This is a genomic window from Hymenobacter gummosus (assembly GCF_003970915.1).
GTDB lineage: Bacteria > Bacteroidota > Bacteroidia > Cytophagales > Hymenobacteraceae > Solirubrum > Solirubrum gummosum.
On record NZ_RXOF01000008.1, the window covers coordinates 104641 to 117681 of the forward strand.

The following is a 13041-nucleotide window of genomic DNA, read 5'->3' on the forward strand; positions in this document are numbered from 1 at the left end:
TCCTACCGGGCCGGTGTCCGCAGCAGGGCCAGCACGGCATCCAGGTCCACGTCGCGCTGCTGCAATACGTCGTTGATGCTGCGCGGCGGCACCACGTCGGGCACCAGGCCGGTGCGCTGCGCGGAGGCCGCATCGAGCACCAGCCGGTAGGCCGGAAAGGTAATTTCGACGCGGGACCTGGGCAGCGTCAGCACGGGGAAGGTGCCGCCGTTGTTGCCGTTGTAGCCGCCCCCGGCCGCCGTGCCCACGAAGGTGGCCCGGCTGTGCCGGCGCAGCCAAGCGGTGAGCATGGTGGACGATGAGGCGGTAAAGCCGTCGGTCAGCACAAACAGCCGGCCCCGGTAGGGCTGGGCGTGGGGCCGGTAGCGGTAGGTGTACGTGCGCCCCAGCGGGCTGCGCCGCCCGCGCCAGGCGTCGCCCACGGTGTAGCGCAGCGCGGCCAGGCCCAGGTACAGCTTACCGGTGGCGTTGGCGTAGCGGAAGGGGTGCAGTTGCCGGGGCTGCACGAAGGCGTACGAAAACGCGGTATCGACCAGGTGCCGGGCCAGGGCCACGGCGGCGGCGCGGTTGCCGCCTCCGTTGCCCCGCAGGTCGATAACTAGGGCCGGCACCTGCTGCTCGCGCACGTAGCGCAGGGCCTGGTCGAAAAAGGCCGCGTCGGCCCGGGCAAAGGAGCGCACGCGCAGCACCGCCGCCCCTTCCTGCAGCCGCAGGCTGTTGTCGCGGGCCCGCAGCACCACCCCGGCCAGCGGCGGCGGGGCCAGCGGCGGGGGCAGCTGCGGGGCGGCGGGCACGCGCACGGATTGCTTGTTCGTGGTCAGGGCGTAGGTGGCCGGGTAGCCGAAGTAGAGCGAAATTACCGAAGCCGACAGCCGGTTGAAGGCCGCTTCGCCCCGGGCCGGGCCGCCCCCGTCGCTGGCCCAGTACTGGTGCAGCGTGGCCACGAGGGTAGCGGCCGGCACCCCGTTGAGGGTTTGCACTTCGGCCCCGGCTAGCTGATGGACGCTGTCGGCGCCCACGTACAGGCGGCCGTTGAGCGTGAGCAGCTGCAGCGGGAAGTAGCGCGGAGCAGCCTTGGGCGCCAGCGGGTTCTTGCGGATGCCGGTGTGCACGCAGCCCACCCGGTACAGGGCCTCGGCCAGCAGCAGCCGGAACTCCACCGCGCTCAGGCTGTCGGCCGTCAAGGCCTGCACCCTGGCCAGCACCGGTCCCAGGTCGACGCGGTAGGCCTCGGGGGCGTAATTGGCGGGGTGGGCCTCGCGCACGGCCCGGTCGAGGAAGGTCAAATCGGTCAGCGCGTCCCGGGTGGCAATTTTCTGCCCCCAGCCCAGCAGGGGCAGCCCCAGCGCCCCGAGCAGCAGTAAAGTTTTCGTGAGCATAGCAGTAACCGGCCGGGCGGCTCCGGCCTTGGCATAACGGGCGCCTTGCCGACCAGATTGCGGCGGGCCCATACCGGGTAAATATAAGCAGCAGCCGTGGGGTCGTGGTGGGCAGCCGGGTGGTTTCGGTCCCGGCCGCGCCCAACTGCCCCGTGCTGACGTGCCAGCCCCAAAACCAAGCGCCCGGCTTCCGCAGGGAAGCCGGGCGCCGGCTACGTTGCAATAGGCGAAATCAGGATAGGTCGGGCGACAAAAGGAGGCAATGGCGGGGCCGGGGTTAGCCGGCCGGCACAGGCGGGCCGGCGGGCTTCGGGGCCGGCTCCGGCTGGTGCTGGTTGAAGTACCGCCGGTCGAAGAACGTGAGGGCCATGCCGGGCTGCTCGTCGAAATCCAGGCCCAGCTGCCGGGCGTTGCGCGAGAGTTGGCGGGTGAGCAGGGCGCGCTCCTGCTTGGTGCCCACGCGGGCGTCGGCCTGCGCCTTTTTCTGCCCGCTCTGCGCCGTCAGGGCTGCCAGCAGCGCGTCGCGGTGGCCGGCGTAGGTGGTCTTGAAGTCGGCTTCGAAGCCCGCACCCAGCTCGGCCAGGGCTTTGTCGAAGCGTTCCAGCAGGCCAGGCCACTCGGGGTAGTTGGCGTTGTGGTACTCCGTGGCGCCCTTCGGGTAGAAGCGCAGGCGCTGGGCTTCGTCCTTGAGCTTGTAGTGGACATACTCGCGGCCCGGGCCCGTAATCCATTTGCGGACCGCCTCCCGGGCGGCATCCAGCGTGAGAGTTTGCCCCTTGCCGGCGCTGAGCCCCGTGCTGGCGTCACTGCGGTAGCCGAAGTAGGCCGTGAAGCGGGCTTCCGTACTCCCGATCAGGGCATCGAAGCGGCCGCCCTCGTTGCCTTTGCGCAGGCGTTCCAGGTGGTCCCGCACCCCGGCTTCCAACTCCGGGTTGCTGATGGCTTCGTCCGCAAACCAGTCAGCGAAAATTTTGTCGAACGACAACATAAAAAGGTAGTTAGAGTGAGAAATAAACTCGCTCCTATCTACCAGGAATAGTTGAGTTATCCAACTACGAAAAGGCCGGTGGCCCCGCCAAATCTTCAGCGGGGCCACCGGCCTTTTTACGTCAGCCTACTGAAGGTTCAGCGGAGCCACCGGCGTTTTCACGTCGCCCCGCCGAAGGTTCAGCAGGGCTACTGGAGTTTTCACGTTGCCCCTCGGAAGGTTCAGCGGAGCAACCTGGCTTTTCACGTGGCTCCGCTGAAGGTTCGGTGGAGCCACCGGCGTTTTCACGTCGGCCCGCTGAAGGTTCAGCGGGGCCACCGGCGTTTTCCTGTTGGCTCGCTGAAGGTTCGGCGGGTTTACGGGCGTTTTCACATCGCCCCGCTGAATCTTCCGAGGGGCCACCGGGGAAACTGCCCCAGCCCCGGCCTATCCGCCGGGGCCGACGTTGGGGTGCGGGCGTTGCTTGCCTAGCCCCCTCGCCTACTCCGCGCCCTGCCCCTGCTGAAACTGCTTCAGAATCTGCTGCTCGGCGCGGGTGTGGTTGGCCCGGTACTCGGCGTGCTGCTGCTCGCTACGCCCGGAGCCCAGGCCCTGCAGATGCGCGCGCAGCTTGTCGGCCGGCCAGTCCTGCCCGTAGGAGGGCGTGCCCGGCTGCTGCCGCCACGACTCGTGCAGCTTGCCCGCGTCCACCGCGTCGAAGCCCAGCTCGTCCACCACGGCCATTACCTGCTGCTTGGCGGCGGCCTCATCCGAGGCCACCGGCAGCGCAATGCGCCCCGGCGTGCCCTGGGGCTGCCCTTTCTCCACGATGTGGTGGGCGTAGATGTTGTTGAAGACCTTCACCACCGGGCGGCCCAGCTGCTGCTGCACCCACTCGCTCTCGGTCAGCGGCCCGTGCTCCAGCTCCTCAATGCGGCCGTCGCGCAGCACCGGGTAGTAGTTGCTGGTATCGATGATGGGCACGTTGGCCGGCACGTCTTTGAGCAGGTCCTGGGGCAGGTCGGGAATGTTCTTGAGCGGGATGGTCACCACGAGGAGGTCGGTGCCGCGCCGGGCGGCTTCCTCGGCCGTCACGGCCTGGGCGCCCGTTTTCTGCTCCACGTCCCGGAGCGTTTCGGGCCCGCGGGAGTTGGCAATGTATACCTGGTGGCCGAGGCCCGTCAGCCGCACGGCCAACGCGCTGCCGATGTGGCCCGCGCCGATGATTCCGATGTTCATGGGGTGTCTGAGGTTGGGCGCCGGCCGGGGCCGGCGCAGGTTCAGGCAGGTAGACAGCGGAGCCGGGCGTTTGTTTGGTGGGGGGCGGTGGGGCGTTGGAAACCGCTGGAATGCGCAACGCCGCCGGAGCGGGGGCTCGGGCGGCGTTCTTTTGTGAGACGAGGTTTTTTCGATGGTCTAGTCGTCGCAGCCATGAGAAAGCAAATCTCTCTAACGACCAAGATATTCTAATAAGTCATCTGTATCCCCACCATTCTCTTTAAATGAATCATAATCTCCAAATTGACCGCCAGACAAAACCTCAAAATTCCATTTATCTATCTCATCAGATTCATTCTCATAATCATTTGCATTCTTATCATCATAATAGGAATCAGGAACACAAGTGTCACGTCCGCAGACGATGCAAATCCCATCTTCATCAATATCGTGCTTACCATAGCCATCTGCGCATGTCAAGTTATGTTCAACAGCAATTTGCTCATCATATTTTTTCGCCTTAAGTCGAAGAACCTCCTTTGCTTTATCGCTTAAGCTTACGCCTCTTAGATGATAATCCGTATTTATGTAGAAATGGTCAAGATTAACAATACACCATTCTAAGTAAGTTGGATCTTTTTCAGCTACCTCAAATATCATTAAATCAGAGTACTTGCCAAACTCCATTTGACTCAAATCACCGTACGCTTTGATTATATATTCCATGTGTTCTGGGTTTTAAACAATCGTTTCACTGCTCTAAGGTTTTTGCTATGGACTCTTGGGCCACCTGTTAGTTTAACTCGTAGCCCGAGTCAGGGTGGCAAAAGACGCTCATGCCGGGGGCTATAGCGAAGCTAATCAGATTCCTGTACCAGCCCAAGCTTCTTCAGCCCCACCGCAGCGGCAGACCGTGGGCCAGGGCGGTCTGCACTCCGTATCATTTTCGGGCGGCCGGCGCAGGCCCGTTCCCAGTAGCGCGGCGTTTCTGCTTCTGTTTGCTAGCCGCCACGAAGCGGGCTATTTCCTGGGCGTCCTGCGGCGTCAGCGGCTCAGCCGGCGCTATAACCAAATCCACCTCGCGGGGCTCGATACCTAGTTTCTTGGTCATTGGTCGGGTCAGCTGGGAAAAGGGAAATCGTTGAAATAGCGTGCTGCCAATTTACGAGCCGCCGGGTACTCAATGGCCATGCGTTGGCCGCCGATGGGCGTCGCGCCCAGGGTGTCGGCGTAATGGTGTAGCAACGCTGTTTTGGAAACAAAGGCTACGTACCCATCGTGCCCACGCTCGAACGCCAGTTTGCAGGCAAACGCCACCAAGTTGCCGGGCACGCCGAGGTAAAGCTTTTGTTTGCCCTTGTTGAATGTGGCGCTTTCCAGCAAGTGCATATACAGAAAGCCCTGCATTTCCTCCAGGCTAATCAGGCCTTGAATGATGGTCGGGTTATCCTCCGTGGTCAACTGAAACACCTGCCGGCCAGCCGTGCGCAGCTCCTTTTGCCAGTCAAAAGCCCAATCCGGTTTGCGGATTAGGCTTTTGCTGGTGACTGGGGTAACGACGGTAGCAAATACTTCCTTGGAAATGACATTTTCAATCGAATTGGTCAGCTTGTCGATGCGGACTGCAATGCCTTTGGAAGCCTGGCTACCTGGGTTTTTCATACAGACGAAGCTACTTACGCCCGGCCCGGAATCTTCGCCCCGCGCTCCTGGGCTACCTGCCGGGCCAGCTCATAGCCGGTGCCGGCGTGGCGGAAGACGCCCATACCGGGGTCGGTAGTGAAGCTAAGCAGATTCCCGCTATAGCTGCAAGCTTCATTTTACCTCACCGCGGCCCCAGTTGCCCCGCGTCGTGCGGGTTCAGCACGGGCAGACCGGGCACGGCTCCAAAGTCGCTGATGAGCAGCGACAGGGCGTGGGCTATTATTTGGTGGTGGCTGGCACTGGTTGTTGAGTAGAAGCTGCTTCTAATGCGCGGCGTTTCTGCTTCTGTTTGCTGGCCGCCATGAAGCGGGCTATTTCCTGAGCGGCCTGCGGCGTCAGCGGCTCGGCAGGCCCCACGCTTAAATCTACCTCGCGGGGTTCGATGCCTAGTTTCTTGCTCATGATAAATTCAGCTGAAACTTCAGGGCAGCTTCCACCGCTTCCCGCACGTCGGCCGTCCGAACGGCGCCGTAGCGTAGCGTGAGCCGTTGCTTGTCCAAGGTGCGAATCTGGTAGGCCAGGGCTATCGACTCGTTCGGGAGCCCGCCGCTGCCAGCGGGCAGCAATGCTTCATTCGGGTAAACGCGCCGGCCGGGTTTGCGCGAGGTCAAGGGCAGCACGTTCACCACGCGCAGCAAGTCATTCAGCGCGTCGTCGCTGATGACGAGTACCGGGCGGGTTTTGCCCTGCTCCGAGCCTAGCACCGGGTCCAGATCGGCCCGGTAGATTTCCCAGCGCCGGATGCTCATAGCTGCTCGGCGTCGGCAAACGCAAAATCGTCGTTGACCTCGCGCATATCCGCCAGATACTGCGGGTCGTGCGCGGCCTGCCGCATCAGGGCCAGCTGCTCATCCCTGCGCGCAACTACCGGCGCGGGGCGGGCCTCGGGCGTCAGCGCCTCATGGTCCGACAAGGCCCATTTGACCACGGCGGCGGCGGCTACCCCAGCCAAAGCGGCCAGGGCATTCACCAGGGAGTCGTAGGAGGAGGTGCGGGTGCTCATAAAAACGTGAAACAACAGTACGCCAGAAGTTACGCAAACGACGGGCAACGCGGTGCTACCACGACGCCGGTGTTACGGACCATTGCCTAACACCGGCGCGGCGGTAGTTTATTATGCTAGCCCCGGAATCTTCGCCCCGCGCTCTTGGGCTACCTGCTGGGCCAGTTCGTAGCCGGCGTCGGCGTGGCGGAAGACGCCCATGCCGGGGTCGGTGGTGAGTACGCGGCGCAGGCGCTCGGCTTTTTCGGGGGTGCCGGTGGCCACTATCACCATGCCGGAGTGCGTGCTGTTGCCGATGCCCACGCCGCCGCCGTTGTGCAGGCTCACCCAATCGGCGCCGGAGGCGGTGTTGGCCAGGGCGTTGAGCAGGGGCCAGTCGGCCACGGCGTCAGAGCCGTCCTTCATGCCCTCGGTTTCGCGGTTGGGCGAGGCCACGGAGCCGCAGTCGAGGTGGTCCCGGCCGATGACGATGGGGGCCGAGACTTCACCGCGGGCCACCAGGTCGTTGATGACCAGGCCGAACTTTTCCCGCTCGCCGTAGCCCAGCCAGCACACGCGGGCGGGCAGGCCGATGAAGGGCACCTTGGCCTGGGCCTTCTCAATCCAGCGGGCCAGCATCTTGTTGTCGGGGAAGGTTTCGAGCAGGGCGCGGTCGATGCGCAGGATGTCCTGCGGGTCGCCGCTGAGGGCCGCCCAGCGGAAGGGGCCTTTGCCCTCGCAGAACAGCGGGCGGATGTAGCCGGGCACGAAGCCGGGGTACAGGAACTGTCCGTTTTCGTCGCGCACCCGCAGGCCGCCTTTTTCGGCTTGGCCGCGCAGGTTGTTGCCGTAGTCGAGGGCCACGGCCCCGCCGGCCTGCATGTCGATAATGGCCTGGCAGTGCTTCACGATGGAGGCCAGGGCCTGGCGCTTGAACTCCTCGGGGTTGTCCTTGCGCAGCTGCAATACTTGGTCGATGTCGCCCTCGGGAATGTAGTCCATCAGGTCGTGGGCCGAGGTCTGGTCGGTTACGATGTCGGCCTTATAGCCGCGCGCCAGCAGCTCGGGCAGCACGGTGGCGGCGTTGCCGGTCAGGCCGATGCTCCAGCCTTTGCGCTCCTGCTTGTACTGCTGCATCAGCTCCAGGGCGTGGTCCAGGTCGCGGGCCTGCTCGTCCACGTAGCCTTCGCGCACCTTCTGCTTCACGCGGGCGTCGATGGGCTCGATGACCAGGCACACGCCGTCGTTCATGGTCACGGCCAGCGGCTGGGCGCCCGACATGCCGCCCAGGCCGGCGGTGATGGTGACGGTGCCGGCCAGCGTGCCGCCGAAGTGCTTGTCGGCCACGGCGGCGAAGGTTTCGTAGGTGCCCTGCAGGATGCCCTGGGTGGCAATGTAAATCCAGGAGCCGGCCGTCATCTGCCCGTACATCATCAGGCCGAGCTTGTCCAGCTCGTCGAAGTACTCCTGGGTGCTCCAGGCGGGCACGATGTTGGAGTTGGCAATGAGCACCCGCGGGGCGTGGGCCCAGGTGCGAATCACGCCCACGGCCTTGCCCGACTGCACCAGCATGGTTTCGTCGGCCTCCAGGTTCTTGAGGGTACTCACGATGGTCTGAAACTCCTTCCAGTTGCGGGCCGCGCGGCCGGCGCCGCCGTACACAATCAGCTCGTCGTACACCAGCGACACGGCCGGGTCCAGGTTGTTTTCGAGCATGCGCAGGGCCGCTTCGGCTTCCCAGGTTTTGCAGCGCAGCTCGGAGCCGTGCTTGGCCTTCACGGTTTCGGCGGGCTTGTACTCGTAGTACATGGGCCGGGTGGCCTGCTGGCCGGTAGCCGAGGATTTGCTGGTGGCTTCGAGGTTCAGCTCGGGCGTTTCGAGGGCGGAGTGCGACATGGCGGGGTGGGGAGAATCAGGGGATTGGGTAGAGCGGCGAATATAGCGTTTTCGGCGGCTGGCCCCGGCGCTTTTTGCCCGGCCGAGGTTGGGCCGGGCGGCCAGCAAAAGCCCGTTTCAGGGTTGTTGGCCGACTTTGATTGCGGGGGAGCCTCAAGAAGCCGGGAGCTTGGCAGATGGCAATTACCCGCTAAGCTCGACATTAAAATAATCTAATCTAACCTGCTTATAGACGAGCTTAATGCAACCAAAACATTTTTTTTTCATAAAACAGGGTTACCTCTCCCCGGGCACTGTATCAAGGGGCACGGCGCTGGTCATGCGGCCAGGGTCGGGTTTCAACCATCTTCACCAAACACCTTACCCCACATGAGAAAGATTCTGTTTATGGCCCTGGCCGCCGCCTCGTTCACGTTCGCCTCCTGCGGGGGCAACCAGCAGGAAGGCGGCGCCGGCGGCACTGGCACTGAAAGCGGCTCGGGCACCGACGCCAGCAGCGGCGAGGCCGACGGCGGCGGTATGGAGTCGGGCGGCGGCGACGCCAGCATGGGCGCCGACACGAGCGGCACGGGCGGTAGCACCACCGGCGGCACCATGACCGGCAGCGGCACCACCGGCAGCACCACCATGGGCGGCACCACCGATGCCAGCACCGGCGGCTCGACGGCCGGCGGCAGCACCACGGGTGGCTCCACGGCCGGCGGCTCGACCACCGGCGGCAGCACGGCCGGCGGCACCGGCTCGACGGGCGGCGGCACCACCGGCGGCCGCTAGGCTCGCCGTCGACTGCGCGCGGACAACGTGCAAACAAAAGGCCTCCCGGCAGCGGGGGGCTTTTTTTGTGGTCTTGGGCCTGGGTGCTGCGGCGCTGGAGCCGGCGGCGCATCGGGCTACCGAAGCCGTAAGACCGGGGCCGCCGACGGGGCCGCGGCGCAATAACCAGCTGATGCGGCGGCTCAAACGCACCCCTGCCCGGCCAACGTACGTACGCCCAGCTACACCAAAACACCCCGACCCCGATGAACCAGGTAGCCGCTGGCGTAACCCAGCTTCAGATTCAACGCTTCGTCAACGTGTACTTCGTGGAGAGCAGCAACCCCGGCGAGTGGGTGCTGGTCGACACCGGCCTGCCCGGCTCCGAAAAGGCCATTATCGAAGCCGCTGACCATATTTTCTACCCCGGCACCCACCCCACGGCCATCATCCTCACCCACGGGCACATGGACCACTCCGGCTCGGCCCGGGCCCTGGCCGAGCACTGGAACGTGCCGGTGCTGGCCCACCCGCTGGAGCTGCCCTTCCTGCAGGGCAAGGCCGTGTACCCCGCCGCCGACCCCACCGTGGACCAGGGCGGCACCCTGGCCTTCGTGGCCCGCTTCTTCCCGCCGCAGTCGTTCCAGCTCTCCGACCTGGTGCAGCCCCTGGCCACCGACGACGACGAGACGCCCTACCTGCCCGGCTGGCGCTGGCTGCACGTGCCCGGTCACGCGCCCGGGCAGATTGCCTTGTTCCGGGAGGAAGACCGCACCCTGCTCGGCGCCGACGCCTTTGCCACCGCCAACCACGAATCGGTGCCTTCCCTGCTGCTGCAGCTGCCCAAAATCAGCGTGGCCGGGGCGCCTTTCAACTACGACTGGCAGCAGGTGCGCGAATCGGTGCAGCAGCTGGCGGCCCTGCAGCCCCAGGCCATCGGCTGCGGGCACGGCCCGGTGATTCACGGCGCCGAAGCCGCCACGGGCCTGCAGCAGCTGGCCGATAACTTCCCCATGCCCGCCCACGGCCGCTACGTCGCCGAGCCGGCCCGCATCGACGCCGACGGGGTGCAGTACCTGCCGCCCGCGCCCAAGGACACGCTGCCGGCCAAGGCCGCCCTGGTGGGCGCCGGCCTGGCCCTGGCCGCCGCGGGCGTGGCCCTGCTGGTTCGCAAATCCGGCTCCTCCAACGGCCCCGGCAAGGAGGCCAAAGTCAACCGCAAGGTGTACGATTTGGCCGCCCGCCGTGCCCGCAAGGCCCAGCAGGGCGCCCCCGGCGCCGAGCTGAATTCGGACGCCTACCCCTACAAGGAAGTACGGTTTTAGATAACCCCAAACGTCATGTCGAGCCTGTTGCGCATCAAGCAAGGGCAGAGGCATCTCGCTCGATAGTAATTCCCCTTTTAGGTTACTATCGAGCGTCAGCACGCGAGATACTTCGCTACGCTCTGCATGACGCTCTTCTTGGCCCTGCTCAGCGTCCCGAAAACGTAGAAAAGCCCGGCCCCTTCGGTGAAGGAGGCCGGGCTTTTCGATGGCTGACTCAGCGTAGGCTACACATCGGGCCGCCCCTGCTGGTACAAGGACGGCCCGAGCTTGTGTATGTGAGCAGCGTTGGAAGATACGAATTTTTAATTGCCCGTCCGGCTGACCGATACGCCGCCGTTGACCGTCACAGCTTTGACGGGGGCGCCGCCCTTGCCCAGGGCCACGGCTACCTCGGAGCGGCTGATGTTGCCTTTCACGCTGGAAGAGAAGTCGGTACGCACGGGGCCGTGCTGGGTGCTGGTGGTAAACTGCGCCGAGTAGTCGGCCGGCACTTTCCAGGTGATGCCGCCGTTGGTGGTGGCCACGTCGAGGCCGGGGCCGTCCCACTTCGTGCCGGTGAGGGTGATGCTGAGGCCGCCGTTCTGGGTGCGGCCCTTCACGTCGCCGCCGGCCGCCACGATGCTCACGCCGCCGTTCTGGGCTTCGAAGCTGACCGGGCCGCGCAGGTTTTCGAGGTGAATGCCGCCGTTGTGGGTTTTCAGGGCCAGGGCGGTTTTCTCGGGCACGAAGATTTCGTAGCTCACCGAGTAGCCCCCGCCCCCGCTGACGGCGTAGCCGCTGTTCGAGCCCGAGCCGTCGGGGCCGGCGCCGCGCAGGGTGTTGCCCTCGGTGCTGACTTTGACGCCGTCGACCAGGGCCTTGGCCGTGGCTTCGTCCTTGGCCCAGGCCTGCACGCGGGCCCGCACCCGGATGTCGGAGCCGCTGTAGCCCTTCACGGTGATGCCGCCGTTGCGGTTGCCGTCGACGGTGAGCGTGCCGCTTTTGAGGGCCGGCAGGGTCAGGTCGCGGGTTTCGCAGTAGCGCTTCTGCTCGGAGCTGCCCCACTTGCTGTCGTCGCAGCTGGAGGTAAAGGCCGGGGCCGACTGGGCCTGGGCGGCGAAGGTGGCGGTGCTGAGCAGCAGGGCGGTAAACAGGGTTTTCATAGCGTCAGAAGGGCGGTTGGTTTGGAATCTTGCCTACTGACAGCAGGTAAATATCCCCGGTTGCAGATACAACGAATATTTTCGTAGATATTTTTTTGAATACAAAATAGAACGTCATCCTAAGCAGAGCGAAGGACCTTCCTCCCACCCTGCACCGCCGCTGATACCAACGTGTAGATACCAGTCGACCAGGATGAGAAAAGTGCCGCCTCAACTTCTAGGCGTTGAGGTTGCGCTTTTATGTTTTTCCGATAGAGGGCGTTTGTGCTCGGACTTCAGCGGCGGTGCGGGGTTAGAGGAAGGTCCTTCGCTCTGCTCAGGATGACGTTCTGATGTTGCGCTGTCCTCCCTCCTACTCCCCGGCCCGGTAGGCCCAGCAGCCGTCCACCAGCGTACCGAGCACGGCCGTGGGGTCGGTGGTGTACACCAGGGCGGGCAGCAGGTGCTGGGGGCCGGCCTGGGCCAGCAGGGGCTGCCGCAGGTCGTACACGGCCGCATCGAGGGGCTGGCCGGGGGCGAAGTAGTCGGACAGGTGGCGGCCGGCGGCGCGTTGCCCGGCGAAGAACGTGGTATCAACCAGCGTGGTGGCCCCGTCGGCGAAGGTGTTGCGGCGGCGGTGGATGAGGCGCTGCCCGTAGTCGAGCCAGCGCAGGTCTTCCAGCGGGTTCAGGCTGATGTGGCTGTCGGTGCCGATGGACCAGCGCCCCCCGGCCTGGGCGTAGTCGACCAGCGGGAAGATTCCGTCGCCCAGGTTGCCCTCGGTGCCGGGGCAGAGCACCACCTGCGCGCCGGATTGGGCCAGGCGGCGGGTTTCCTCTGGCGTCATGTGGGTGCAGTGCACGAGGTGAAACCGCTCGTCGAGGGGCAGATTATCGAGCAGCCACTCCACGGGGCGGGCGCCGAGGTGGGCCAGGCTGCGCTCCACTTCCAGGGTCTGCTCGGCGGCGTGCAGGTGGAAGGGCAGGTCTTTGGGTCCCTGGGCGTGGGTGGCCAGCACGTCGGCGGCTTCTACGGCCCGCAGGCTGTGCACCCCGAAGCCGAGGCGGGCCCGCTCGTAGTAAGTTACGGCTTGGCGGCTGGCGTCGAGCAGCCGGAAATAGGCGTCGGCATCGGGCGAGATGAAGCGGCGCTGCCGGGGCGCCGGCTCGCGGCCGAAGTCGCCCTTCTGGTAGAACACCGGCACCAGGGTGATTTTGATGCCGGCCGCGCGGGCGGCGGCCACCAGCCGCTCGCCCATTTCGGCCAGGTTGGCGTAGGGCCGGCCGGTGGCATCGTGGTGCAGGTAGTGGAACTCCACCACCGAGGTGTAGCCGTTGCGCAGCAAATGGCGGTAGAGCGTGGTGGCGACCTGCTCGTTCTGCTCGGGCGAGAAGGTTTCGGCGCAGGCGTACATGGCCTCGCGCCAGCTCCAGAAATCGTCGCGGGTGCCGGGCTCGTGCTGCTCGGCGTGGCCCGCCATGCCGTACTGAAAGGCGTGCGAATGGGCGTTCTGAAAGCCCGGCAGGGCCGCGCCGGCTACGGTTTCGATAATCGCGCCGGGTTCGGTCGGTGCTTCCGCCGACAGGTATTGAATCAGCCCCTGCTCATCGACGCCGACGTAGGCCGGGCGGAGCCAGCCGGACTGGAGCAGCAGGGCGGAGAAGTGGAAGTAGTGCATTTGGGGGTGGGAGAT

At 65.1% G+C, this 13041-nt stretch carries 14 protein-coding genes; 2 read left to right on the forward strand and 12 right to left on the reverse strand.

The features are described from left to right. Window positions 1-2: 2 nt before the first annotated feature. From EJV47_RS14910 to hutU, 10 genes are all read right to left on the reverse strand, one after another. Window positions 3-1379: a S41 family peptidase gene (locus EJV47_RS14910; protein WP_165903772.1), complete on the reverse strand. Its 1377-nt coding sequence runs from the start codon at window positions 1377-1379 to the stop codon at window positions 3-5. A gap of 277 nt (window positions 1380-1656) precedes the next feature. Next, complete coding sequence (locus tag EJV47_RS14915; protein ID WP_126693960.1) at window positions 1657-2367, reverse strand: hypothetical protein; 711 nt, start codon at window positions 2365-2367, stop codon at window positions 1657-1659. Between the two features lie 480 nt (window positions 2368-2847). After that, window positions 2848-3585, reverse strand: coding sequence for an NADPH-dependent F420 reductase (locus EJV47_RS14920; RefSeq protein ID WP_126693961.1), 738 nt, complete (start codon window positions 3583-3585; stop codon window positions 2848-2850). A gap of 210 nt (window positions 3586-3795) precedes the next feature. After that, window positions 3796-4290 (reverse strand): exodeoxyribonuclease X C-terminal domain-containing protein, encoded by a 495-nt coding sequence (locus EJV47_RS14925; protein WP_126693962.1) that lies wholly within the window; start codon window positions 4288-4290, stop codon window positions 3796-3798. A gap of 214 nt (window positions 4291-4504) precedes the next feature. Next, complete coding sequence (locus EJV47_RS28080; RefSeq protein ID WP_165903773.1) at window positions 4505-4675, reverse strand: hypothetical protein; 171 nt, start codon at window positions 4673-4675, stop codon at window positions 4505-4507. Between the two features lie 8 nt (window positions 4676-4683). After that, complete coding sequence (locus tag EJV47_RS14930) at window positions 4684-5226, reverse strand: hypothetical protein (protein ID WP_126693963.1); 543 nt, start codon at window positions 5224-5226, stop codon at window positions 4684-4686. A 261-nt stretch (window positions 5227-5487) separates the two neighbouring features. After that, complete coding sequence (locus EJV47_RS14935; RefSeq protein WP_126693964.1) at window positions 5488-5670, reverse strand: hypothetical protein; 183 nt, start codon at window positions 5668-5670, stop codon at window positions 5488-5490. Continuing rightward, a complete protein-coding gene (locus tag EJV47_RS14940; RefSeq protein ID WP_126693965.1) occupies window positions 5667-6017 on the reverse strand; it encodes a type II toxin-antitoxin system PemK/MazF family toxin in 351 nt (116 codons plus the stop codon). Before EJV47_RS14940 ends, EJV47_RS14935 begins: the two co-directional genes overlap by 4 nt. Next, window positions 6014-6271, reverse strand: a complete 258-nt coding sequence (locus EJV47_RS14945; RefSeq protein ID WP_126693966.1) for a hypothetical protein — start codon at window positions 6269-6271, stop codon at window positions 6014-6016. The genes EJV47_RS14940 and EJV47_RS14945 overlap by 4 nt, the downstream gene beginning before the upstream one ends. A gap of 111 nt (window positions 6272-6382) precedes the next feature. Then, complete coding sequence (gene hutU / locus EJV47_RS14950) at window positions 6383-8146, reverse strand: urocanate hydratase (RefSeq protein WP_207895903.1); 1764 nt, start codon at window positions 8144-8146, stop codon at window positions 6383-6385. 369 nt (window positions 8147-8515) lie between these two features. Here hutU and EJV47_RS14955 point away from each other — a divergent pair, with 369 nt between their 5' ends. Next, a complete protein-coding gene (locus EJV47_RS14955) occupies window positions 8516-8920 on the forward strand; it encodes a hypothetical protein (protein WP_126693967.1) in 405 nt (134 codons plus the stop codon). A 245-nt stretch (window positions 8921-9165) separates the two neighbouring features. Further along, window positions 9166-10224 (forward strand): MBL fold metallo-hydrolase, encoded by a 1059-nt coding sequence (locus EJV47_RS14960; RefSeq protein WP_126693968.1) that lies wholly within the window; start codon window positions 9166-9168, stop codon window positions 10222-10224. A gap of 305 nt (window positions 10225-10529) precedes the next feature. On the opposite strand, the gene EJV47_RS14965 is transcribed toward EJV47_RS14960, so the two are convergent. Both EJV47_RS14965 and hutF read right to left on the reverse strand, forming a co-directional pair. Beyond that, entirely contained in the window at window positions 10530-11369 is an 840-nt protein-coding gene (locus tag EJV47_RS14965) for a DUF4097 family beta strand repeat-containing protein (RefSeq protein WP_126693969.1), read from the reverse strand. 352 nt (window positions 11370-11721) lie between these two features. After that, window positions 11722-13026 (reverse strand): formimidoylglutamate deiminase, encoded by a 1305-nt coding sequence (hutF, locus tag EJV47_RS14970; RefSeq protein ID WP_126693970.1) that lies wholly within the window; start codon window positions 13024-13026, stop codon window positions 11722-11724. Between the last annotated feature and the right edge of the window lie 15 nt (window positions 13027-13041).

Coding starts and splice junctions, on each gene's coding strand:
- EJV47_RS14940 (WP_126693965.1), bottom strand. CDS start 6,017: ATGAGCATCCGGCGCTGGGAAATCTACCGGGCCGATCTGGACCCGGTG.
- EJV47_RS14935 (WP_126693964.1), bottom strand. CDS start 5,670: ATGAGCAAGAAACTAGGCATCGAACCCCGCGAGGTAGATTTAAGCGTG.
- EJV47_RS28080 (WP_165903773.1), bottom strand. CDS start 4,675: ATGACCAAGAAACTAGGTATCGAGCCCCGCGAGGTGGATTTGGTTATA.
- EJV47_RS14915 (WP_126693960.1), bottom strand. CDS start 2,367: ATGTTGTCGTTCGACAAAATTTTCGCTGACTGGTTTGCGGACGAAGCC.
- EJV47_RS14960 (WP_126693968.1), top strand. CDS start 9,166: ATGAACCAGGTAGCCGCTGGCGTAACCCAGCTTCAGATTCAACGCTTC.
- EJV47_RS14920 (WP_126693961.1), bottom strand. CDS start 3,585: ATGAACATCGGAATCATCGGCGCGGGCCACATCGGCAGCGCGTTGGCC.
- EJV47_RS14955 (WP_126693967.1), top strand. CDS start 8,516: ATGAGAAAGATTCTGTTTATGGCCCTGGCCGCCGCCTCGTTCACGTTC.
- EJV47_RS14965 (WP_126693969.1), bottom strand. CDS start 11,369: ATGAAAACCCTGTTTACCGCCCTGCTGCTCAGCACCGCCACCTTCGCC.
- EJV47_RS14910 (WP_165903772.1), bottom strand. CDS start 1,379: ATGCTCACGAAAACTTTACTGCTGCTCGGGGCGCTGGGGCTGCCCCTG.
- hutF (WP_126693970.1), bottom strand. CDS start 13,026: ATGCACTACTTCCACTTCTCCGCCCTGCTGCTCCAGTCCGGCTGGCTC.
- EJV47_RS14925 (WP_126693962.1), bottom strand. CDS start 4,290: ATGGAATATATAATCAAAGCGTACGGTGATTTGAGTCAAATGGAGTTT.
- EJV47_RS14945 (WP_126693966.1), bottom strand. CDS start 6,271: ATGAGCACCCGCACCTCCTCCTACGACTCCCTGGTGAATGCCCTGGCC.
- hutU (WP_207895903.1), bottom strand. CDS start 8,146: ATGTCGCACTCCGCCCTCGAAACGCCCGAGCTGAACCTCGAAGCCACC.
- EJV47_RS14930 (WP_126693963.1), bottom strand. CDS start 5,226: ATGAAAAACCCAGGTAGCCAGGCTTCCAAAGGCATTGCAGTCCGCATC.